Raw genomic sequence first — 23,834 nt, 5'->3', positions numbered from 1 at the left:
CACAAGGCAACTCTTTCGGTGTGTTGCTTGAAGCTAAGCGCTTGACCCAATCTCTTATTGCTCAAATTGTGCTTCGTAGAGTGCTCGATAGTGGCCGTTCGGTAAAGCGAGCAAGGAAGTATGTGTTCCTATTTCAACGATTTTCCCTTGTTCCATTACTAGAATTTTATCCGCATTCTTGATTGTTGAAAGACGATGAGCAATAACAAAGCTGGTTCGTCCCTTCATGATTTCCAGAAAAGCCGATTGAATGTGCTTCTCTGTCAACGTATCAACAGAGCTTGTCGCTTCGTCGAGAATCAACATAGGTGGATTGCTGATCATCGTTCGGGCAATTGTTAAAAGCTGTCGTTGTCCTTCAGAGATTTTAATCCCTTGACTACCGATTTCTGTATCGAGACCTTTCGGGAGTCGCTGGATAAATTCTGCAGTGTGCGTCTTCTTTAATGCCTGTAGAATCATTTCATCTGTTGCGTCACTATTTCCATAGATTAAATTATCGCGAATCGTGCCATCAAAGAGCCATGTATCTTGTAGAACCATACCAAAGCTTTTTCGCAGGCTGTCTCGAGTTATGGTATTGATGGGATGCTCATCGATAAGGATCGATCCTTCATCGACATCATAAAAGCGCATCAGCAGATTGACTAAAGTGGATTTTCCGGCGCCGGTTTTACCCACGATTGCGAGGGTCTCGCCAGCTTCAACGGTTAAAGTAAACTCTTCAATCAGTGGCTTTGTTGGTACATAGGAAAAAGAAACATGATCAAAGGTCACTGTACCGGAGATATCGTTGAGTACAAAGGCTTGTGCTGGATCAGGTAGCTCTGGTTCTTGCTCGAGAATTTCGAAGGTCCTCTCGATTCCAGCTAATGCAGTCTGGATTTGGGTGATCATTCCGGACAGTTCAATGAATGGCTTCGTAAACTGAGTGGCATAGATCGTAAAGCTGGAAATGATTCCGACTGTAACTGCTGGATTGCCTGTCAAAATAAGCAATCCACCTACTAAACCGATAGCGATATAGGAAAGATGATCGATAAACCGAGAGAGCGGATTGGTTAAAGACGAAGAAAACTGTGCCTTCTGACCTTGTACATATAGCTCCTGATTCATTGTTTCAAATTGCTGTTGAACAACCTGTTCTCGCTGAAAGGCTTTGACGATTTTTTGATTACCGATCATTTCTGAGACGAAGCCTGAGATCGTTCCGACAATTTTTTGCTGCTCTGCAAAATTCCTCTGAGAAGCAGTGGCCACAAGCCAATTGACAAGAAAGATGATCGGTGTCGTAATCAAAACAACAAGTGTCAGTGTAAAGCTAAGTCGAACCATAAAGATAAATGCAATAATAACTACCGCAGCTCCTGAAAACAACTGATTAAAGACAACCGTTCCTGCACTGGAAATATTATCCATATCGTTGGTAAAGCGACTGATGATATCGCCATGGGAGTGCTGATCATAGTAGTTTAATGGTAGCTGATTCAGTTTAGAAAAAGTATCCTTCCGCAACTGTGCGACAGAGAGATAGGACAAGCGATTTCCTAGCAGCTGGATGAACCACTGACTGATAACCGTTACAACCAAGATTCCGGCAAGTAGTCCAAGAATGGCATAAAGCTGAGTAAAATCAACCTGATCGGCTCCAAGCATTGTGTCGACCGCTTTTCCGACAGCGTAAGTCATCCAAACAGTGGTGAGGCCGCTGACTACACCGAGTAGGAGTGAAAGAACCAATTCCAGTCGATAACGAAGTAGGTAAGGGAGGAACTTTTTGAATGAACGAGTTGTTGGTTTATTCATCATAGTCTGAGTCCTCCTGAGAATGAACGATTTCCTGATATTGAGGAGAAGAATGCATCAACTGATCATGTGTACCAAGACCAACTGTTCGTCCCTCCTCTAAAACGAGTATTTGCTGCGCATGACGAATCGAGCTGATACGCTGTGAAATCACGAGTAGGGTCGTTTCACCTAATCGTTCATTTAAAGCAGTGCGTAGATTGAGGTCTGTTTGATAATCCAATGCGCTAAGTGAGTCATCTAAAACAAGAATAGCAGGTTTGGCAATCAATGCACGAGCAATTGTCAGCCGTTGTTTCTGACCGCCGGAAAAATTTTTCCCGCCTTCGTAAATCGGTGTGTCCAACCCGTCTTCCAAAGCCTCTACAAACTCTTTGCATTGGGCAATTTCCAATGCTTCCCAACAGTCCTCATCGTTAGCATCTTCTTTTCCCCATTGAAGATTTTCTCGAATTGTACCGGAAAAAAGGACCGGTGTTTGAGGAACCATGGAGATTTTTCGGCGTAATTCGTCCAGTGGCCAACTGCGTACATCCAGACCATCAACGATCACTCTCCCCTCTGATGTGTCATAAAAGCGTGGAATCAATTGTGTCAAGGTACTTTTCCCACTACCGGTTGCTCCAGTGATTCCCAGTATACTGCCTTTAGGAATGTGCAGATTGATAGATTTCAACGTAAGTCCGGCATCTGGTTGATAACGGAAAGAGACATCTTCAAAAATAATGCCGCTCGTTTCCTTTGCTGTTTCCGATGGCAACTCTGTTTGATTGCTTGTCGTGATGCTTGAAGTGACAGACAAAACCTCATTGACTCTGGCTGCTGAAGCAGAGGCTCGAGTAAAAATCAGTACCAGATTAGAGACGACGATCAATGCTAACAGCATTTGGTTCATGTAATTGATCAATGCCAAAACTTCTCCTTGTTGTAATGAACCAATGGAAACCTTCCAACCAGTGATATATAGAAGAAAAATGATTCCGGCATTCATGATCAGCGTCGTTGCAGGTGTCAAAAAAGCGGAAATTTTGGAAACCCGAAGGTAGACAGCTGCCAACTCATCGGTTGTTTGGTCAACTTGTTTGATTTCAGTGTTTTTTCGGGCGAAGGCACGAATAACACGAACACCACTCAAATTCTGACTTAGTTGTAGGTTCAGTTTGTCGATCATTCCTTGTATTCGTTTATATAAGGGAACTGTTAGTCGAATAATAATGAATAAGATCAGACAGAAAACAGGTAATAGGAAAAGAAAGAGCAGACCTGCCTGTGTGTCGATATAAAAGGCCATGACTACTGAGCCGATACTTAAGAATGGGGCACGGATTACCAATCGTATCAGCATGGCTAATGCCAACTGTAGCTGATTGATGTCATTCGTTGTACGTGTGATCAAGGTATCTGTACCGAAATCATTCAGCTCTGCGTGGGAGAAGGTATTGATTTTTTTGATTAGCTGATTGCGCAACTCTGTCCCAAATCCTTGTGAAGCGATTGATGAGTAATATTGGCAAATCATCACGCAGAGTAAGCCGATCAACGACATAAGAACCATCCATCCAGCCATTTTCAACACGTAATTGGTATCGTTAGCTTGAATCCCGTTATCCACTAGTCGAGCCATCATCAAAGGAAGCACCAGTTCGAAACAGGCTTCAAGAAATTTGAAAAATGGTCCTAGAATAATTTGTTTTTTGTATTTTTTTGCATAAACCAATAAATGAAACATCGTTTTCCCCCTTTATCTGTTCTATTGTATCTCAAATTTTCCCGCAATTAAAGTTGCTCGCTTTTCTGGTCACTTATTTGCTACAATGGATAGGAATATTGGCATACAGCAGATAGGTTCTATTTTTTATAGGAGAGAGTAGGCAGTTCATTTTGCTGTTTCCACTGTTGTATAGCAGAACGAAAAGAAGGGATTGTGGAGAGAATGGATCAATGGTCAGAACTTATTCTGTTATTTTTTATTTATTCATTTATTGGTTGGGTGTGGGAAACAATCTATTGTTCAATCAATGCAGGACGATTTGTGTATAGAGGTTTTTTGACAGGCCCCTATTGCCCAATCTATGGTTTTGGTATCTTGGGGGTTCTTTATTTTCTGGAGCCGCTCAAAAATAATCTAGTGTTGCTCTATTTTTCTTCGGCAGTGCTTGTCAGCGTGCTGGAATACTTGACCAGTTATGCGTTGGAAAAGATGTTTCATGCGTCTTGGTGGGATTATAAAGATGTTCCACTAAATTTAAATGGAAGAATTGCTTTGCCGGTTTCAGCATTTTGGGGAATTGCCTGCGTATTGATTGTCAAAGTTATTCACCCGAGAATTCAAGTGGTGTCGGAATATCTAGTCAACCAATTTCATTGGGTGTTGCCGACTTTGCTCTCTGTAATACTACTCGTAGATTTGGTCTATACTGTGACGAATATGCAGGCCTTTCAGCGTATCACTAAGGAGGTCAATGATCTTCTTGAAACGAGAGCCAAGGAACTATCAGAAAATGTGACGGAAAGAAGCGAAACGCTGAAAGCGGAGTGGGAAGAATGGAAGCAGACCTTGGAACAGGAAATTGGGGAGCGGACAGCCAAGCAGCAAGCCTTTTTAGATGAACTGAAAAGCAACAGTGCGGTGAGTCAGCGGTTGCAACGTCTGAACTTCAGTCAACGTCGTTGGATCAAAAACTATCCTAAATTGAGTTTGAGAGGATTAGAAAATCCGGAAAGCGTGAAACGACTGGTTACATCGTTTAAAGAAAAAAGAAAGAAAATGTAACAGATAGAATTTCGTGTATTATATAGGAAGAAGACGGCAGTTTATTGAATAAATTCTTTCCATATGCTGAGTATTTTGCCCAAATAGATACAGATCAATATTACAGACTTTCTTAAGTTTTCTTTAAAACGTAATAATTTGTAACGTGACTGAAACAAAATAAACTCCTAAGATTAGTATAATAGTTAGAGTTAGGATTTATTATAGGAAAGGTGTTGGATTCAGTGGGAATTAAAAAGCTGATGCCATTACTATCGGCAATCATCTTATTAAATCTGGCCTTCCCTTCTGTTATTGCTCGTGCGGAGTCACTAGATTCTTTGGAAAATGAAGAACAACAAGCGACAGAATTGGGACAAATTCTTAATCAAAATATTGATACAGCATTGACGGAAGTTAATGAAAAATATGCTGAGATTGAAAAGTTAAAGGGAGATATCGCCAGTGCAGAAGAGACGATTGAAAGCTCTGAAGCAGAGATTATTGTAACAGAGGAAAATATCGATCGTCGTAAAGATGCGATTGGTGAGCGGATGAAAACGATCCAATTGAACGGAGAAACGCGGACATGGCAAGCGTTGCTTGAAGCAGAAAGTCTTTCAGACTTCTTCAACAGAGCGTATGCGATGACGATTTTACAAAACGCTGAGAAAGAAAAAATCGAGAGCCTGGCTGCTGAGAAAGAGAAACTGAACGAGCTTCAGGAGACGATCAAAACAACGCAGGCCGAACTTCAGGTGAATCAGGAAAAGCTTCAAGAAGAAGCACAGTCGATGGATATCGAAGTCGCAGCGCTGAAACAAGAGCTAGCGAACAATGATGAAACCTTGCAGTTGATTACGAATAAAAAAATTGCTGAACAGACACGTTTGGATGAAGAAGCGAAAGCAGCCGAAGCAGCCGCTAAAGAGCAACAACGGCTAAGTGCTGAAGCGAATGCAGCAGCCGAAGCTGAGGCTAACACTGCAGAAGAAGTTCAACCTTCAGAACCTTCTACTGTTGAACCATCTGCTCCTGGAAACTCGGGAAATAGTGGTGGCAGTGCTGGAAGCGGACAGGTTATGTATATGGAGTCTACAGCCTATTCATTCAATGAGGTAGGTTCAGGATATATTACAGCCATTGGCATCGACTTACGCGTTCAAAGTAATGTGATAGCTGTTGATCCAAGTGTCATACCTCTTGGTAAATTGGTAGAGGTAGAAGGCTATGGTTTTGCAGTGGCCGGTGATACGGGTGGTGCAATCAAAGGGCATATCATTGATGTTCATTTCAACTCAGTTGAACAATGTCGTCAATGGGGACGCCGTCACAACGTAAGAGTTGTGGTTCAATAAAAACAATCGAGACAGAGCTTGCTCTGTCTCATTTTTTGTCTTTTTTGGATAAACAAATAGTTTAAGAGTAGCCCTTTTTCATTTAAAATGAAGAGAAGAAGATAAATGGAGCGTACGAATTATGATTATTGGATTAGAAGTGATCGTTTTGCTATTTAGTGTGACTTATGGAGGGAATTTCCTTCTTTATCGTTTTTTTAAGAAAAAAAAAGAGATACAAGGGCTTGAAAAATGGGCTATTATTTTCGGTATCAATATGCTGATTCTGCTGCTGGATAGTGCATTAGTTGTCTTTGCCGTCTTGATCGAGCAAGGCGCAATGCTCTGAAATAACAATTATTGGAGTTGAAAGAATGTTTAAAATTGGAGAGTTTTCAAAGCTATCTCAGGTATCGGTACGAATGCTCAGGTATTATGATGAGCAAGGCTTGCTTCCACCTGCCAAAGTCGATCAGGAAACGGGCTATCGTTTCTATCATGTCAGTCAGCTTTCTAAATTACAAAAAATTATTTTACTGAAGAATTTAAAGTTTTCAACGGCTGAAATCAAAGAGTTGATCACAGATGAGTTGACGGACGATTATTTTCAAGAACGATTAAAGAAGAAGTATCGGCAGATTGAACGTGACATTCTTGAGGAACAACGACGTTTGTTACAGCTTGCGAAGACGATTGAACGGATAGAAAAACCGAAGGAGACGAATATCCATGTGATTTTTCGAGCCTTACCTAGTGAGGCAATTGTCAGCCTTCGAAAAGTGATTCCTACCTATTACCATGAGGGCGAATTGTGGCAGGAGTTTGGTACACTTTTAAAGGGAGAACAGCTGGATTATATCAAGCAAACACCGGATAATTTTACTGTATTTCATGATGCGTGTTATCGAGAAGAAGGCGTAGATATTGAAATTTGTTTAAAGGTCAAGCAAGTGGCACCAGTTAAGAAGCCGCTGACCTGTTATCAGACAGAACGTATTTCATTGGTTGCGTCGATTTTTGTCATCGGTCCGTACGACAATATCAAAGAAGCCTATCATCAATTTGCCAACTGGCTGGCTGAAAATGATGATTATGAGATGCTTGAGCTTTCCCGACAAGTCAGTCACCGTGGTCCAGATACAGAAACGGACCCGAATAATTATCTAACTGAGATTCAAATACCGATAAAAAAAATCTCTTGACCCTCACATCGTGAGAGCGTTTATCCTGTTAGTACAGGAGGGATGGATATGGAACAAACATTTACGTTACAGACAATTGGTTACATTGAAAAAAATGAGACAGAGAGCTACATTCAGTTGTTACCTAAGTATATCGAAGCATTGGAGGGGGTGGCGGGATTCAGTCATCTCAAAGCGATTTATTGGTTGGATGGAATGGATCTGCCGGAAATGAGGGATATCCTGCAAGTAGCCAGCCCTTATAAGAAAGCGCCGGAGATATTAGGTGTTTTTGCAACGCGAGCACCTGTTCGTCCGAATCTTCTAGCCGTATCTACAGTGAAAATAGTTACGTTGGATGAAGCAATTGGTAGAATTCAAATCGTGTCTATTGATGCGGAGAATGGCAGCCCATTACTGGATTTGAAGCCCTATACGCCTAGTGAAGATCGTGTCGAAGTGCCGATCGTTCCTGAGTGGAGCGCTCATTGGCCAAAGAATGTAGAAAGTTCAGAGGCGTTTGATTGGTCGAAGGAGTTTAATTTTTAAAGCCAATGGCCAATGATAAAAAGAGCTATGTATCTGGTTTCATATGGTAAAAACGGAAAAGATATTCTCTGTTGTGTAAACCGTTATTGCGTTGCACAAACCAGTATGCTATAGTGAACTGGAAATTATTTTGAGTTAAGTAAGTGAAAATAAAAAATAGCTGAGGTGTGCTTTTTGAGCAGTGTGACGGTATCTATCTAGACTAATTTAATAACCAAAAAAACAATTGTTTATTTGGTGTGTCTATAGATATTCTTACATCCTCAAGATAATTCAGGTACACTTACTTTATGTAGTGATAATGAATCGTATTGAAAGAGTCTGGGACAGAGAAAATCCTGGGCTCTTTTTCTGTTGAAATTGGAGTGACTTTTGAGAAAAAGCTTCTTCATATGCCATGTCTTTTCAATCATCACGAGAATTGTAGATAACTCATTAAACTAGTGTAGATAGTCATTTCATCGAAAGTAAAAATCGAAGGGATGGACGGGTTCAACGCATAAGGCGGAACCGAAAAAAATGAATATAGCAAAAATTATCAAAGAACGAACAGCATTGAAAGAGTCAGAAAAAGTAGTCGATCAATTATTGATCGAACTCTATTTACGAAAGCGGCTGTCAACGAAACAACTTGGAAGGAAAGTGAATCTTCCGCTTCCAATAATAGCTGCTATCAAAAAAGAGCTAGGTCAATTAGGGCTTGTTTCTGAGCAGCAAGGACCGGTTTTAACAAGAAAAGGTAGGCTTTATGTTGAACAGCGGCTGGGCTGGGCAACAATCAATACCGCATACTATCTTCGAATACTGGATTCATCAGAAGTACGAGAAGCATTGAGAACAGAACTGGTCAATGAGTTAGAGGAAGGGATAGAAAAACGACCGACAGTCGAAGTGGCCTATGATCAAGCGTTTGCCACGATTGAAACGATTGTTGAACGAGCCTTTTTACTTCTAGAAAACCATGATTTTGTGGGAAAACGTGTATTGCTATTGGGGGATGATGATTTGACCTCATTGGCAATCGGTTTACTCATGAAAAAGCTTCAGCGTGCATCTGCTGAACCACTTGCAGCTCTTACTGTATATGAGCTTTCTGAACCAATTATTCATTGTCTTGAGACGACTGCAAAAAAATTGGCTATTGGCTTAACGTGTCATCAGGTAGACTTTCGTCAAGGATCGGCACAATTATTTGACCACCAGTTTAATTATATTTTTGTTGATCCACCCTATACACAATCAGGCTTAGCACTCTTCTTATCACGAGCTGTTTCGTGTAGTAAGCTTGGTGAAAGTAAAATCTATTTATCCTTTGGTGAAAAAGATCCGGATAGTCAACTAGCTGTTCAACAATTATTTAGCATACAGAATCTTATTGTCAATCAAATAAAAGTAAAATTTAATCACTATATAGGCGCTTCAATACTCGGGAGCGTCAGTACCCTCTACGAACTGTCGACACAAAACGATAGTTATGCAGGTATTTTGGCGGACAAACCTTATCACGAGGTTATTTACACAGGCGAGCGGAATCCTCGAAGTACCGTGTATCAGTGTCATGCCTGTCAAACACAATACCTGGTAGGTCTGAATGAATCATTCAAAACGATTGAGCACTTAAAAGCGAGGCACTGTCCAAAATGTAAAGGCGCGCACTTTTTGCGAATTGCTCGTGGACCATCGGCTATTATGAAAGAGAAACAGCCTTTAGGGGAGCATTATCTGATCGAGTTAAAAAATTGCCCAGAACACAGGCTAAAATCAGTTCTATCCGTCGAACAAGCGATGCTTCAAATCGTGGAGGTCTGTGAGCTGACTGCTGTGACACATCACTTCCACCAATTTGAGCCATGGGGAGTCAGTGGGGTCGTGATTTTAGCGGAATCACATCTTACGATCCATACATGGCCGGAGGAACGGTACGCGGCAGTTGATTTATTTGTATGTCAAGAGTTGTCATCGAACGAACAGTTTATTTCTGTAGTGGCTGATTTATTTGAAGCGGAAGGAATGAGCTATCGAAAGATTGATCGAGGAGAAAGAACACAGAACATAAGTTAAGTGATAGCTTTGCTAAATGGACTGAGGAGAAAATCGGCTGAAAGACCTATATAAATGACGGGAGATTTCTGATAATGTAAAATGGGATATAGAAGAATAATGGAGGAGATTATATGGCGAAAATCATGATCGTTGAAGACGAAGCAACGATTCGCAGCTTGATCATGAAGGAGTTGGAAAAATGGGAGATGACAGTAGTTGGTACGACAGACTTTCATCAAGTGTTTGAAGATTTTCAAAATGAAGAACCCCAGCTAATTCTGTTGGATATCAATCTACCTGTGTATGATGGGTATTATTGGTGTCAGAAAATCAGAGAAGTATCGAAGGTGCCTATCATCTTTATTTCCAGTCGAAATACAAACATGGATATGATTATGGCGATGAATATGGGGGCAGATGATTTTGTGACGAAGCCGTTTCAGCTAGATGTGCTGGTTGCGAAGATCAATGCGCTGTTGCGACGGTCGTATAATTATTCTGAACCTGGAAATGAGACCATGGAGCACAATGGAATTACGTTGAACTTAGATAATGGAAACATGGAGATCGCGGGAGAGACCATCGATTTGAGTAAAAATGAGTACCGCCTATTGTATTTACTGATGAAAAAGCATGGAAAGATTTTGACAAGAGAAAAGCTGTTACGTTCCCTTTGGGAGGATGAACGGTTTGTTGATGATAATACATTGACTGTGAATATCAATCGATTAAGGAAAAAAATCGAGCAGGCAGGTATCAATGGGTATATAGAAACCAAGGTGGGGCAAGGATATATTGTTCCTTAGGCGAGTTAGGAGACAGATATGGCATTTTGGAAATATTTAAAAGATCAATGGCTCATTATCTCCGGTTGGGTGCTGTTCATGGGGTTGACTAGCTTGATTTTATGGCTGTCTCCCACATTACATCTTAGCCTTTCATCAATCAGCTATTTATTGTTGTTGGGCTTTCTGCTGCTGACAATGGTTTTGGTCATTGATTTTCTGCTGAAAAAAAGATGGTGGAAGGGCCTAGACCTTACTGCTCAACCTCCTATGCTAGACCAGTATCTGAAAAATGCGTCTCGAGCAGATGAAAAGCTGGTACAGGAGTATGTTAATGGTCTGTTAATAGAACATAATAAGATGATGGAGCAGGTGATCGATAATCAAGAAGCTTATAAAGACTACATTGATTCCTGGGTCCATGAAATCAAGGTTCCTTTAGCGGCACTTCACTTGCTTCTAGGTTCTATGGAGGATGATATCTCTGATGAGGCCTATTATCAAACAGAAAATGAACTGGTAAAAATCGATGAACATGTTGAACAGGTTCTTTACTATTCAAGACTGGACAGTTTCTCCAGGGATTATTTGATTCAGGAATATTCATTGAAAAAACTCATCCAATCTGTGGTAAAAACACAAGCCAATTATTTCATCCAGAAAAATATTCGTTTCTCTCTGACAGGTGAAAATCAAATGGTTCTTACAGATGGCAAGTGGTTGGAGTTTATTTTGAAGCAACTATTGAGCAATGCGGTAAAGTATACCCCAGTTGGTGGAGAAATCAATATCCAGCTGTCGAAAAATAAAGAGGGAGTGGCTTTGGCGCTTAGCGATTCAGGAATAGGAATTCCTAAAAAGGACCTTCAAAGGATTTTTGATAAAGGATTCACTGGAGAAAATGGGCGATTAAGCGAACAGCACTCTACCGGTTTAGGACTTTATCTGGCAAAAAGCCTGTCTGATAAACTGGGGCACCAGCTGACGGTTGTATCTGAACAGGGAGAAGGAACGACTGTCCAGTTGTTTTTCCCAGTCATTAGCTATTATCAAGAATCAAGAGGTTGATAAAGAAAAAAGGGGCTGCTTATCTGAGGTGAGACAGATAAGCAGTCCTATTTTATTGCCAAGTTTTGTTGTCAAAAAAAGCATTGACAACAAAACTTGGCATGTTATACTTGTTTTGACAAGTAAACTTGGTATTTTTGGATAAGATCTTAGTACCAATAGAAAGTAAAGGAGAAAACACAATGAATAAAGAGGAGCTATTACACAGAGCACGACATTCAAAAGAAAATCAAAGAGAAGGAGTTGAACAGCAACAGGTACTGGAGGGAGCCAGATATGGGGCCTTGGTTTTCAGCGTTCTGGCAGTTCTATTGATGATTTATACACTTTTAAAATGGCGGGTGACAGAGCTTAATTTGGTTTTGGCTATGGTTTGGCTATATTTCCCTGCTAATTTATACGGTATGGCACGTTTAGCAGATAAGAAGCAAAAGCCGACAAAGACAGTCATTGTTTGTTTTATTATCGGGTTAGGTTTGTTAGCTTCCTATTTTATCAAGAGTTGGTGAGGGTATGAATGAAGAATTGATTCTTAAAAACCATTTGAAGAAAGCACGCAAAGAAAACAAGCTATCGCAGGCGCAATTGGCGGAGCTTGTTGGTGTTTCCAGAAATACGATCAGTTCCATTGAAACAGGTCAGTTCAATCCAACAGCGAAGCTGGCATTGATTCTTTGTATTGCGTTAGAAAAGAAATTTGAGGAGTTGTTCTATTTTTAATTGGGCTATAGAGGAAGAGGATAGCATATAAATATATCGAAGGAAGGATCAAAGCATGCGCTGAAGTGGCACACTGTTTTGATCTTTTTCAGGTATTTTAAGCTATACAGATTCATTGCTATTGAGATTGGCGGGTAACGAAAAAGTAAATTGGCAGGCTGAGACTATGGAAGGGTTTCGACGAAAGAAACGAAAGTTAGTGTGTAAATACTTATCATATTTTTATTGTACATCATGCCAGTTTATTGTTAGACTGTTGGAGGAATATATTTGACAGAAGCTGGACAACTCTTGTTCAGAAATGACTTCATCTCAGGTATGGTCTGCTGGATGTCGGTCATTTTTTTGGGTTTGTCTATTTGATTGTCGAGTGGCATTAAGGTAGAAAACAGCGAGTGACTAAAGTTGATCTTATCTTATGGGATATATGGGAATGCAAAATTATTTTTGGAGGATATCATGTCTATTTTTAGAAGAAAAGCGTTGTCAGCGCCCACGGCTGACAGCAGTGGAATGAAAAAGGAGTTAAAGACCAGCGATCTGATCATGCTGGGGATTGGTGCGGTTGTTGGAACTGGGATTTTTGTCATTACAGGCGTAGCTGCCAATGAAACGGCGGGGCCGGCGTTGACCCTTTCGTTTTTAGTCGCAGCTGGAGCAATCATTCTTTCGGGATTATGTTATGCGGAATTTGCTTCAAGAATTCCGGTATTAGGCGGACCTTACGCTTATATGTATGTCGTTTTTGGAGAAATCGTTGCTTGGATGACCGGTTGGCTAGTTATCTGCGAGTTTTTCTTAGCCGTTTCATCTGTTGCTTCGGGATGGTCGGGGTATGTTCAAGGCTTCCTTAGTAGCATGGGAGTTGAACTACCCAAAATATTGAGCGGGGCGTACAATGCGTCAGAAGGCACTTTCGTTGATTTAATTGCAGTGCTTGTTCTGATATTTGTCACGTTCTGGGTATCATTGGAAGCGAAGACGGCATTGCGCTTAAATAACCTAATGGTTTATGTGAAATTTGGGATTATTCTCTTGTTTATTCTTGTAGGTATATTCTATGTAAAACCATCTAATTGGCAGCCATTCATGCCATTTGGTTTCTCTGGTGTAATCAGCGGAGCAGCAATTGTATTTTTTGCATTTCTTGGCTTTGACGCGGTAAGTATGGCCGCAGAGGAAGTAAAAAATCCACAACGAGATATACCAAGAGGAATCATTGGGTCGATTCTGATCGCAACAATTCTTTATATTGTGGTGACGTTGATTCTGACTGGGATCGTTCCTTATACATCTCTTGGAGTGAAGGACCCGGTTGCTTTTGCTATGCGTTTTGTTGAAAAGGATGCAGTTGCCGGTATTATCTCTGTAGGGGCAATTTTGACGCTTCTGACCGTAACGATTGCTATGATGTACAGTCTGGCTCGAATCATTTATGCAATCAGTAAAGATGGATTGTTGCCTAAATTTATGAGTAAAATCGATCCAAAACGACGGACACCTAAAAATGCAACCTATGTAGCTGGCATTGCCTCTATGTTATTTGCCGGATTCTTTCCACTAAACCTTTTGGCAGAGCTGACAAATATTGTAACGTTGATGTATTTGATCTTCATGGGATTTGGGATCATTCGCTTGAGAAGCATGTTTGGAGAACCGAAAAAAGAAGAATTTCGTTTCCCTCTTGTTCCTGTCCTACCACTTGTCTTAGTATTGGTAAGTGGCGCACTTATGCTGCAATTGCAAGCAGCAACATGGCGAGTATTTGCTGGGGCACTGGTTGTTGGCTTTATTATTTATTTTGCGTATGGCTATCGTCATAGTAACTTGAATAAGCTAGATCAAAAATAATAAATAAGCTGAGCGTAGGATAGAACTCAAATCCTACGCTCAATTTGTATTTAAACCCAACCTCTTTGTCACCAAGAAAAAATCATAGCAAAACCGAGGGCAAGTATTTCTCGGCTGTACATGTTTGCTGTTACAGATGTGTTTGACTGTGCCGGTAAGCCACTGATATCGTTAAGCCCTAAGCGTCGTGCTAAAAGCTTTGAGCGATAAATATGAAAATCACTTGTAACGATCACTGTTTTTCCGAGGTTGGTTTTTTCCATTGCATTTGAGATATTTTCTTTAGTGCTTGTGGATAGGTCTTCTTTGAGAATTTTTGTTGGATCGACATGATGCTGAATCAGGTAGTTTGCCATCACATTAGCTTCTGAATCAGGCTCATCCTTTCCTTGACCGCCACAAACAATAATTGTTGCTTGTGGGTTTTCTTCAATAAAATGTATTGCTTCGTTTAATCGTTCTTTCAGCACACTACTGGGGTATGCATTCCCTTCACTTGTTCCGCGTACCTGTGCACCAAGTATCAATAAAGTATCTGGATTATCAGCAGGTGCCTCCTTTGTTCCTTGTACAATCAAAAAGAGCATCGAGGCAGCATACAGGATGCCAACTCCAATCAAAACAACCAACAATTTCATCATTTTCTTCATTCGACCCCTTCTTTCTCTCAGTATATAGTTTAGAGGATTAAGAAGCCAATTATTTTTATATCTTGCTACTTTAAATAATTTTTAACCAAATTTAGCTATTGTTAAACTTATTAAGACAAAAAGAACTGCATAAAACACACTTTTTTTGAAGGAATGACAGAAGCAAATTAGTAGTAAACATTTGACGATTCCTATATGATTGAAGGTAGTATTTCAAGGTAAAGAGGCACACTTTTCACTATTTTTCCATAGAGATTCTTAAAATTCCTAAAGAAAGCCTACGATAACCCAACTATCTGTGGTAAAATAGGAAAATGTCTAGTTATAGAAATTATCTATTTTGTAGAATGAAATAGTAAGGGCACGAGTTGGTTGAAACAGTATAAAAAATAAAAAGGAAGATCGATGAGATGGAAGAAAAAGATTTAAACACACAGAACACAAGGAGCACCCGGTCAAACAACAAGCAACCTAAAAATAAGAAGAGTCGTTCTATATACATACCCATGCTTGCTGCAGTTATGGTATTTACGTTATTTTTAGTAGTCGGCTATGTATTTTTCCAGTCTCATTTTTTACCTACAGCTGAAGCAAATGGCGTAAAAATCGGCTGGATGAACGTTGATGCGGCGCAAAAGAAATTGGAAGAGCTCAATGAGACACAGCAGGTAGTCATTGAGTCTGCTAATGGCGAGCAGCAGGTGATCGACTTACCGGAAAAGTATGCTGTTACGAAAGAATTTTTAGATGAGAAGATGGGGCAGGCATCAATTAAGTTGCCAGTCAATGAATCTTTTAAAACAGAATTGGAAGCAAAGCTGAATGAACTGAACTTTGCGGAAGGAACACCGAGTCAAGATGCCTACATAGAACGTGGAGACGCTGGATTTCAGATTGTTGCTGAGCAGTACGGAACCGTAGTTGACAAAGAAAGTCTAATGAAGAAGGTTCTTGCTGATGTTGAGCAAAATACAGGGAATTATACCTACAATGTTGCTGATTTCTATCAAAAGCCCGCGATTCTTAAGGATAGTGAAGAACTGGCTAATCAGTTAACGGCATTGTCACAGAAAGAAAATAAAAAAATTACAGTAGCGATCAGTGATAAAACAGTAGAGATTCCCAAAGAAACGTTGCAAACTTTCCTTAGTAATGAAGGGGTTGCGGATGCGGCAGCTGTGGAAGCTTGGCTAACACAAATCAGTCCGGAATATTCTTCTATCACTCAACCAATCACATTTACAAATGTACATGGTGAAACAAGACGTTACCAAAATAATGGGAGCTACGGTTGGTCGATCAATATTGCTGAAACAACTGCATTGCTCACACAGGCAGTTGAGAGTGCAAATGCGGAAGAAACTGTTACAGCAGTGATTGATGGCGATGTCGCTCAGTCTTCAGTGGTTAATCAAACATATGTTGAGATTGATTTGAATAATCAAATGATGTATTTTTTCCAAAATGGTGCTAAAACGGTGGAAACACCGGTGATTACAGGTCGCTATAATAAAGGGACAGCTACTGTACCGGGATTCCATACGATCCTTTACAAGGATACGAATACAAACCTTGAAGGCTCAATGTTGGATGGTTCAACTTACAGTGTGCCGGTCAACTACTGGATGCCATTGTTAAGTATGGGCGGAGTGGTCACTCAAATCGGTATTCACGATGCAGACTACAAACTGGAACACTTTGGAAATAAAGAAGCTTTTAAGACAACTTTCGGAAGTAACGGATGTATTAATACACCGGGCGATGCTATGGCACAAATATTTGCGGCTTCCTACCCAGGAATGCCAGTCATTATCTATGGAACAATTTACGATGATGCGCCAGGTGCATTCGATAAGCCTGTAGATTATGGTGTGGCAGTATAATTTAAACAAGTAACAGATTGAAGGATGAACGTTCTTCAATCTGTTTTTCTTTGAGAACAGTAATTTTTTTCAAGGCGAAAAAATTCATTTGAAGACAATCAAAAGGTTGTTGGAAAGTGAATGGGGTGATAGAACAATTGAGTGTTAAGGTAGTGTATACTGAATGAAGAATAGGAAGCAAGGAGGAAGAAAAGATGCCATTTGTACACATTGAATTAATCGAGGGACGCAGTGAAGAACAGTTAACGAATATGGTCAAGGAAGTTACACAAGTAATTTCGAAAAATACCGGTGCTCCGGAGCAGAACATCCATGTAATCGTCAATGAGTTAAAGAAAGACCGTTACGCACAAGGTGGAGAGTGGAAAAAATAAGAACGAGTTTGGGATGTAAATAAAAAATAGAAAACGGCAACGAATCAAGAAAAATGAATTCGTTGTCGTTTTTTCTGTCAAAATGCCACTATTTCAAAAATGGAAGTAGCAACTCAATCAAATTAGAAGAGCGTTCCTATGTTTAAAATCATAGTACAAACCAACTTATTTTGTTATTTCGGTAAATGGCACAATTAAGTCATATTTTAACAGAATTATCTTTTTAAATAGTTTTTAGATGTAAAAAACTTGAGTATTTTGTACCCAAGATTTATTATCTTATATGCGATTAGTTAAGTAAAAAAATGATAAATAAGGTGCTAACAACATTAGTGATTCCGTGAACGATCCAACTTGGAAAAAGTGAACCGCCAGCCAATTTTTCGTTTATATAGCAAAGGATGTAGCCAATTACTCCAGTCATGATACCTACAAAAATTAGAGTCCAAAAATGTACATTCTGAGTTATTAACATAAGGAAATGGGTTAAACCAAACAATGTCGCTTGTATAAAGTTTCCCAATCTATAATTGAATGTATGAATCAATCTTTTCGCAAGAAAACCGCGAAAAAATATTTCCTCAGATAGTGCAGTTTGAACGAATGCGTATAAAATAATAGAAAGAGTACTCCATAAAGAGATATCTGTAAATTTGCTATTAGCTAAAATCGAGAGATCAGAAACTGATATAAGTGAAAAATAACCTACAAACATAAATCCTACTAGTGCAATTAAACAAAATGAAACGAATCTGGAATTATTTTCTGTACTTATTTTTTTCAAACCTAAGAAATCTAGTAACGAAGAGTTATTTGATCTCCTAGAAACTATCCACCAAAACAATGGGATAAGTCCAAAAAATATCACTTGGAAAATTGATGAAATTAATTGATTGATAAATTGGTCCATTTTTAGTCTCCTTTCAACTACAGGTTATCGATAAAATTATTATATCAAGCATATCTTAATTCAATTCTTAATTTTGTATTAATCAATTCTTAATTCAACATGTACAATTGCATTTTTTATTGTCCAAAAAATGATGGTCTTTGAGAATGGAAGGGATTTATGGAAAGGGGAAACATAGCTGGAGCTAAGTATTGTACAGTGTGTGGAGCGGCTTTCAAAGTGTATGGTAACACAGAAAATAGAGTTGAACTTTGTTCAAACTACTAAGCGAATTCAATTTGAGTTAACAGTATCCCAGTAAAGGATAGTAAGATGTGTGATCCAGATGGTGTGCTTCATTTTTATAGATTAAGTGTAAAACAAAAACTGTAGACATCATCCCTTTTTAGAGACTTTTGCTACAGTTTTAAAACGATTGACATAACCAGTTATTATTTTTACGGAGTTATATCCCACGCACTCATATTTCTATTCAGCAGTTTCAGCGTTAGCAACTAAATATTGATCCAGCATATTTTTTGTCATTTCTTTTCCGTGGTGGCAAATCGGACAAAGCATGTAATAAGTAGAAGAGGTTGTGAAAAGCGGTATCCAGAAAAGCGTGAACTTTCTGCCCACTTGCTTTGCTTCCATGACAACGTCATTGTTGCAGTTGCCACAGGTGCATCGTACAACTGTTTCTCCTAAATCCTTTTCAAACCCTCGTGATCCCCAAACAATAAACATAAGTAATCTCCTTTTTCCTTTTTATAGATTTTTAGCATAGCAAACTTCCCACCTTCAATCAATACAACAAAGCAAGTTTCAATAATAACAGAAAGGATTGTTTAAAAGAATTATCCGAGAAGTACTTGCTTTTTTTTAGCAGAAGTGATTAAATTAGAACATAATTGATTGAAGAGAAAGACAACTGAACCTGAGAGCAATCTTTTAGAGAGAAAAACCAAGGCTGAAAGTTTTTCAGATAAGGCGCAGGGAATGACCACTTTCAAAACCTTTGTTGAAGCAAAGGCGGCCAGTACCGTTATCACGATCAAGGAACAACGACTATTTGTCTTGTTCAAAATTAGGTGGAACCACGAATTTTCGTCCTAGTATCTCGTCATAGATACTGGGACTTTTTTTATTTGGGTTTTCCAGTTCTAGCTAATGTTCATTCGTTGATATTCCTGTTATCATTCTAGTGAAGCAGATAAGGTACATGGAACGTGAAGGCAAGAAAGGAATTGTTTTTTCAATCAATAGAATCAGAGGAGGAATAACGAATATGTCAATCAACATCACATTTCCGGATGGCGCAGTCAAAGAATATGAGGCGGGCATCTCTACGTTAGATATCGCCAAAGGAATCAGTAACAGCCTTGCTAAGAAAGCTTTAGCAGGAAAATTTAATGGAGAATTAGTTGATTTGGTTCGCCCCATTGAGGAAGATGGTTCCATTGAAATCGTCACACCAGATCATGAGGACGCACTGGGGATTTTACGGCATTCGGCGGCCCACTTGATGGCCAACGCGTTGCGCCGACTATTTCCAACTATCAAATTTGGAGTAGGACCTGCTATTGATAGCGGCTTTTACTACGATACTGATAATGGGGAGTCACCTGTCACTGTAGAGGATTTACCAGCTATAGAGGCTGAGATGATGAAAATCGTCAAAGAAAACAACCCAATCGTTCGCAAGGTTGTATCAAAGGCAGAAGCATTGGAACTTTTTGCAGATGATCCCTATAAAGTTGAACTGATCAGCGATCTTCCAGAGGATGAAGTAATCACTGTCTATGATCAAGGCGATTTTGTTGATCTTTGCCGTGGTGTTCATGTTCCTTCAACTGGACGTATTCAGATCTTCAAGCTGTTGTCTGTAGCAGGGGCTTATTGGAGAGGGAACTCTGATAATCATATGATGCAGCGAATTTATGGTACAGCGTTCTTCGATAAAAAAGATTTAAAAGAGTTTATCAAGCTTCGTGAAGAAGCAAAAGAAAGAGACCACCGCAAGCTTGGAAAAGAGCTGGATCTGTTTATGATTTCTCCTGAGGTTGGTTCAGGATTACCGTTCTGGCTGCCAAAAGGTGCGACAATCCGCCGCACCATTGAGCGTTATATTACAGACAAGGAAATCAGCTTAGGTTATCAGCATGTCTATACACCGATCATGGCTGACGTTAATCTATATAAAACTTCAGGACACTGGGACCATTACCATGAAGATATGTTCCCACCAATGGACATGGGAGATGGAGAAATGCTGGTACTTCGTCCAATGAACTGTCCGCACCACATGATGGTCTATAAGAATGATGTGCATAGCTACCGTGAGCTGCCAATTCGTATTGCTGAGTTAGGAATGATGCACCGTTATGAAAAATCAGGCGCTCTTTCCGGCCTGCAGCGTGTACGTGAAATGACATTGAACGATGGCCATACCTTTGTTCGTCCGGACCAAATCAAAGACGAATTCAAACGTACGTTAGAATTGATGGTTGCTGTATATGCGGATTTCAATATTACTGATTACCGTTTCCGCTTGAGCTACCGTGATCCAAACAATACAGACAAGTATTTTGATGATGATGCAATGTGGGAAAAAGCACAAACAATGCTGAAAGCGGCAATGGATGAAATGGAGCTTGAGTACTTTGAAGCAGATGGTGAAGCAGCTTTCTACGGTCCTAAACTGGATGTTCAAGTAAAAACAGCACTGGGGATGGAAGAAACATTATCTACTATTCAATTGGACTTCCTGTTGCCAGAACGGTTTGACCTTACGTATGTAGGTGATGATGGAGAAAACACACATCGTCCAGTCGTTATTCATAGAGGGATCGTCTCTACAATGGAACGCTTTGTTGCCTACCTGACAGAAGTATATAAAGGGGCTTTCCCAACATGGTTGGCACCTATTCAAGCAACAATCATTCCAGTTTCTGTAGAAGCACACTCTGAGTATGCTTACGAAATCAAAGAACGCTTGCAAGCACAGGGGTTGAGAGTTGAAGTTGACGATCGTAATGAAAAAATGGGGTATAAAATTCGTGCCTCACAAACACAAAAGGTTCCTTACCAATTAGTTGTTGGGGATAAGGAAGCCGATGATGCAACAGTCAATGTTCGTCGTTATGGAAGCAAAGAAACTTCTGTTGAAGACCTGAACATCTTTGTTGACAGTATGGCGTCAGAGGTTCAAAACTTCAGCCGTTAGGTTGGAATTGAGACGAGTGGATAGCTCATTTCGTCGCGTATAGTGAGAAGGTTAGTCGTCTTTGTGATGATTGACCTTCTCTTATTCTATTAATGTCCTCTTTTCGTTAAAAATAGACGGTGAGCCCCATTGTTTTCTGATGGTCAGAGAAAGAAAGGCTGAATTGAGAAAAAAATTTTAAATATTTGCTTAGACCTGCTGTTTCCTCTATGATTTTCTGTCATTATTCGTTAGAATAAGAAGGCAGGACTTTTCCTGGGTGAAAGGATACGACGATGAAAAACATGAACTTTTTAGATAAATGGAAGAAAACACAAGAAGAACCGAATACATACAAAGCGAGAAAGTCTCACATTCCTTTCCGATTGAACTTTCTATTTTTTATTATCTTTGGCCTGTTTGTTTCGCTAATCGTCCGTCTGGGCTATCTTCAAATCGTGGAAGGGGATAGCTATGTAGAACGGATCGCCCAAGGGTCAAATTTGGTGGTTCAATCCGGTGCGCCACGTGGAGAGATTTATGATGCGAAAGGAAAGCTTTTGGTGAGCAACAAATCCAATTTGGCCATTACGTATACTAGAGGAAAAAATGTACAAGCAGATGATCTTCTGGAAATCGCTAATCGAGTAAATGACCTGATTCATGTGCCGGCAGATGATTTGACTGAGCGGGATAAAAAGGATTACTGGCTGGCAAACAAAGAAAACTTGAAAGCGGCGCAGGATCGTTTGACCGACAAAGACAAAACGGATGAGAGCGGGAACACAATCACGGATCAAAGTACGCTTTATTCCTTGACCGTTGATAAAGTAGCGGAAGAAGAAATCAATTTTGATGAACATACGCTTCAGGCTGCGACGATTTACAAACGAATGAATTCTGTCTCTGAGCTGAATACGACATTCATCAAAAATGAAGAAGTATCTGAGAATGAAGTGGCAGTCATTGGTGAACACACTGCGGAGATTCCGGGAGTATCAACAGGTATGGATTGGACACGGGAATATCCGGAAGGCTCCGTTTTACGCAGTATTCTTGGAACGATTTCTACGGAAAAAACCGGTCTGCCAGCCGAAGAAGTCGATGAGTATTTAGCCAAGGGCTATGCGCGTAATGACCGGGTCGGAACCAGCTACTTGGAAAAGCAATATGAATCTGTTTTACAGGGAACAAAAGCAAAATCAGAAGTATCTCTTGACAGTACGGGGAAAGTAACGAGTCAAACCTTACTTTCAGAAGGCCAAAAAGGGAAAAATCTGAAATTAACAATTGATACAGAATTTCAAAAGAAATTGGAGGAAGTAGTCAAGGCACAGTATGAACAGATACTTGCAAGTGGTAATGCACCATATTCTGATGGGGTGTATATTGCTGTGACAAATCCAAAAACTGGTGCGATTTTAGCAATGGTCGCCTATGATCATGATGTGAAAACCAATGAGCTGACCTCCAATCCGTTGGCGACAATTAACAAAGTTTTTGTACCAGGGTCTGTTGTCAAAGGGGCAACATTGACTGCTGGTTATGAAAGCGGCGTGATTCAGGGCAATGACGGGATGATTGATGAACCGATACGGATTGCCGGAAGTAATGTGAAGTCATCAAACTTTAACTTGTATTCCAAAATCCCAATTACTGCACAGCAGGCGTTGGAATTCTCCTCTAACTCCTATATGATGAAGCTAGTCTTCAAGATGTTAGGGACAGAATACACACCTAATATGATGGTTCCTTATACGACAGGAGATTCTCGAGTATTTGAAATCTTGCGGAACGCCTATGCTGAATATGGGATGGGAGTATCTACAGGAATCGATCTTCCCGGCGAATCTACAGGACTCGTAACAAAAACTTTTGATGATCCTGCTTTAGCGCCAAATGCCGGTAACCTACTTGACTTATCCTTTGGTCAGTATGATAACTATACTGCCTTGCAGCTGGCACAGTATGTAGCCACAGTCGCAAATGATGGCAAACGGATGGAAAATCATATCGTTGAAGGAATTTATGAGAATAATCTTGATGGGACCTTGGGGGCGTTGAAAGAAGCAGCACAGCCTAAAATTTTGAATGAAGTAAACATTTCAAGTGAACAAATGAAATTGATCCAAGAAGGTTTTTACAATGTTGTTTACGGAACTAGCGGCTTTACAACTGGGAAATATATGAGTGATGCAAAAATGACTATAGCAGCTAAAACAGGTACAGCCGAAACGACGTATGTGGATGAAAATGGTGAAGCTCATGAAACAGTCAATAGTAATGTGATTGCTTATGGCCCCTATGAAGATCCAGAAATTGCAGTTAGTGTAATCTTACCGAATCTGAATAATAACAGCGAAAACTTTAAGAACAATCAGTACATGGCAAAAGCTGTCATCAATGCTTATGCCGAAATGTACAACAAGTAATTTTGTAAAGGAGTTCTCCTTTACAAAATTACTAAAAAGTCTGGTAATTCATAATCAAACATGATATGATAGCTAAGGCTAAGAATTCTCTTAGAATAAAATGAATTGAGACATAGGAGGGAAAGAAATGCGCGTAAACATTACTCTAGAATGTACTTCTTGTAAAGAACGTAACTACCTTACAAGCAAAAATAAACGTAACACTCCGGACCGTATCGAAAAACAAAAATACTGCCCGCGTGAAAGAAAAGTTACTTTACATCGTGAAACAAAATAATCATTTGACGATATGGCTGGAATCCCTAATTA

The 23,834-nt window shown here is 39.9% G+C and carries 21 protein-coding genes; 16 read left to right on the top strand and 5 right to left on the bottom strand.

Annotation, left to right across the window (positions count from 1 at the left end):
- Positions 1 to 54: 54 nt before the first annotated feature.
- The gene (locus A5888_RS08875; protein WP_086350051.1) at positions 55 to 1,809 is read right to left on the bottom strand and encodes an ABC transporter ATP-binding protein; all 1,755 of its coding nucleotides are present in this window, start codon (positions 1,807 to 1,809) and stop codon (positions 55 to 57) included.
- Positions 1,799 to 3,535: an ABC transporter ATP-binding protein gene (locus A5888_RS08870; RefSeq protein WP_086350052.1), complete on the bottom strand. Its 1,737-nt coding sequence runs from the start codon at positions 3,533 to 3,535 to the stop codon at positions 1,799 to 1,801. The genes A5888_RS08875 and A5888_RS08870 overlap by 11 nt, the downstream gene beginning before the upstream one ends.
- Before the next feature lie 204 nt (positions 3,536 to 3,739).
- On the opposite strand from A5888_RS08870, the gene A5888_RS08865 reads away from it, so the two are divergent.
- The 11 genes from A5888_RS08865 (at position 3,740) to A5888_RS08815 (ending at position 14,092) form a co-directional block, all read left to right on the top strand.
- Positions 3,740 to 4,579: a putative ABC transporter permease gene (locus tag A5888_RS08865; RefSeq protein WP_086350053.1), complete on the top strand. Its 840-nt coding sequence runs from the start codon at positions 3,740 to 3,742 to the stop codon at positions 4,577 to 4,579.
- A gap of 212 nt (positions 4,580 to 4,791) precedes the next feature.
- Entirely contained in the window at positions 4,792 to 5,916 is a 1,125-nt protein-coding gene (locus A5888_RS08860; protein WP_249274514.1) for a 3D domain-containing protein, read from the top strand.
- 121 nt (positions 5,917 to 6,037) lie between these two features.
- Positions 6,038 to 6,244, top strand: a complete 207-nt coding sequence (locus A5888_RS08855) for a hypothetical protein (RefSeq protein WP_086350054.1) — start codon at positions 6,038 to 6,040, stop codon at positions 6,242 to 6,244.
- Positions 6,245 to 6,269: 25 nt separating this feature from the next.
- Entirely contained in the window at positions 6,270 to 7,097 is an 828-nt protein-coding gene (locus A5888_RS08850) for a MerR family transcriptional regulator (protein ID WP_086350055.1), read from the top strand.
- A gap of 48 nt (positions 7,098 to 7,145) precedes the next feature.
- On the top strand, positions 7,146 to 7,625 hold the full coding sequence (locus A5888_RS08845) for a TrmO family methyltransferase domain-containing protein (RefSeq protein ID WP_086350056.1): 480 nt from the start codon (positions 7,146 to 7,148) through the stop codon (positions 7,623 to 7,625).
- 519 nt (positions 7,626 to 8,144) lie between these two features.
- Positions 8,145 to 9,686, top strand: coding sequence for an adenosylmethionine decarboxylase (gene speD / locus A5888_RS08840; protein WP_086350057.1), 1,542 nt, complete (start codon positions 8,145 to 8,147; stop codon positions 9,684 to 9,686).
- A gap of 113 nt (positions 9,687 to 9,799) precedes the next feature.
- Positions 9,800 to 10,474 carry a two-component system response regulator SapR gene (gene sapR, locus A5888_RS08835; protein ID WP_086350058.1) on the top strand — a complete coding sequence of 225 codons (675 nt, stop codon included), beginning with the start codon at positions 9,800 to 9,802 and terminating at the stop codon, positions 10,472 to 10,474.
- Positions 10,475 to 10,492: 18 nt separating this feature from the next.
- Positions 10,493 to 11,521, top strand: coding sequence for a two-component system sensor histidine kinase SapS (sapS, locus tag A5888_RS08830; protein WP_086350059.1), 1,029 nt, complete (start codon positions 10,493 to 10,495; stop codon positions 11,519 to 11,521).
- Between the two features lie 182 nt (positions 11,522 to 11,703).
- A complete protein-coding gene (locus A5888_RS08825; protein ID WP_086350060.1) occupies positions 11,704 to 12,030 on the top strand; it encodes a DUF6442 family protein in 327 nt (108 codons plus the stop codon).
- Positions 12,031 to 12,034: 4 nt separating this feature from the next.
- Complete coding sequence (locus A5888_RS08820; protein WP_086350061.1) at positions 12,035 to 12,241, top strand: helix-turn-helix transcriptional regulator; 207 nt, start codon at positions 12,035 to 12,037, stop codon at positions 12,239 to 12,241.
- Between the two features lie 459 nt (positions 12,242 to 12,700).
- A complete protein-coding gene (locus tag A5888_RS08815) occupies positions 12,701 to 14,092 on the top strand; it encodes an amino acid permease (protein ID WP_086350062.1) in 1,392 nt (463 codons plus the stop codon).
- 68 nt (positions 14,093 to 14,160) lie between these two features.
- Here A5888_RS08815 and A5888_RS08810 read toward each other — a convergent pair whose 3' ends face one another.
- Positions 14,161 to 14,742 carry a YdcF family protein gene (locus A5888_RS08810; RefSeq protein WP_086350063.1) on the bottom strand — a complete coding sequence of 194 codons (582 nt, stop codon included), beginning with the start codon at positions 14,740 to 14,742 and terminating at the stop codon, positions 14,161 to 14,163.
- Positions 14,743 to 15,152: 410 nt separating this feature from the next.
- Between A5888_RS08810 and A5888_RS08805 the strand changes: the two genes are divergently transcribed.
- The gene (locus A5888_RS08805) at positions 15,153 to 16,625 is read left to right on the top strand and encodes a L,D-transpeptidase (protein ID WP_086350064.1); all 1,473 of its coding nucleotides are present in this window, start codon (positions 15,153 to 15,155) and stop codon (positions 16,623 to 16,625) included.
- Positions 16,626 to 16,819: 194 nt separating this feature from the next.
- The gene (locus tag A5888_RS08800) at positions 16,820 to 16,999 is read left to right on the top strand and encodes a 2-hydroxymuconate tautomerase (protein ID WP_086350065.1); all 180 of its coding nucleotides are present in this window, start codon (positions 16,820 to 16,822) and stop codon (positions 16,997 to 16,999) included.
- A 289-nt stretch (positions 17,000 to 17,288) separates the two neighbouring features.
- Here A5888_RS08800 and A5888_RS08795 read toward each other — a convergent pair whose 3' ends face one another.
- Positions 17,289 to 17,909 (bottom strand): CPBP family intramembrane glutamic endopeptidase, encoded by a 621-nt coding sequence (locus A5888_RS08795; RefSeq protein WP_339102043.1) that lies wholly within the window; start codon positions 17,907 to 17,909, stop codon positions 17,289 to 17,291.
- A 468-nt stretch (positions 17,910 to 18,377) separates the two neighbouring features.
- The gene (locus A5888_RS08790) at positions 18,378 to 18,635 is read right to left on the bottom strand and encodes a zinc-ribbon domain-containing protein (protein ID WP_086350066.1); all 258 of its coding nucleotides are present in this window, start codon (positions 18,633 to 18,635) and stop codon (positions 18,378 to 18,380) included.
- 541 nt (positions 18,636 to 19,176) lie between these two features.
- On the opposite strand from A5888_RS08790, the gene thrS reads away from it, so the two are divergent.
- From thrS to rpmG, 3 genes are all read left to right on the top strand, one after another.
- Positions 19,177 to 21,114: a threonine--tRNA ligase gene (gene thrS / locus A5888_RS08785; protein WP_086350218.1), complete on the top strand. Its 1,938-nt coding sequence runs from the start codon at positions 19,177 to 19,179 to the stop codon at positions 21,112 to 21,114.
- Positions 21,115 to 21,389: 275 nt separating this feature from the next.
- Positions 21,390 to 23,525: a penicillin-binding transpeptidase domain-containing protein gene (locus tag A5888_RS08780; RefSeq protein WP_086350067.1), complete on the top strand. Its 2,136-nt coding sequence runs from the start codon at positions 21,390 to 21,392 to the stop codon at positions 23,523 to 23,525.
- A 127-nt stretch (positions 23,526 to 23,652) separates the two neighbouring features.
- A complete protein-coding gene (gene rpmG, locus A5888_RS08775) occupies positions 23,653 to 23,802 on the top strand; it encodes a 50S ribosomal protein L33 (RefSeq protein WP_086350068.1) in 150 nt (49 codons plus the stop codon).
- Positions 23,803 to 23,834 lie beyond the last annotated feature (32 nt).

Origin of the sequence: Enterococcus sp. 9E7_DIV0242 (assembly GCF_002140975.2) — a bacterium.
In the GTDB taxonomy this organism is placed as follows: domain Bacteria; phylum Bacillota; class Bacilli; order Lactobacillales; family Enterococcaceae; genus Enterococcus_L; species Enterococcus_L clewellii.
This window is presented reverse-complemented; position numbering and strand designations above follow the sequence as displayed.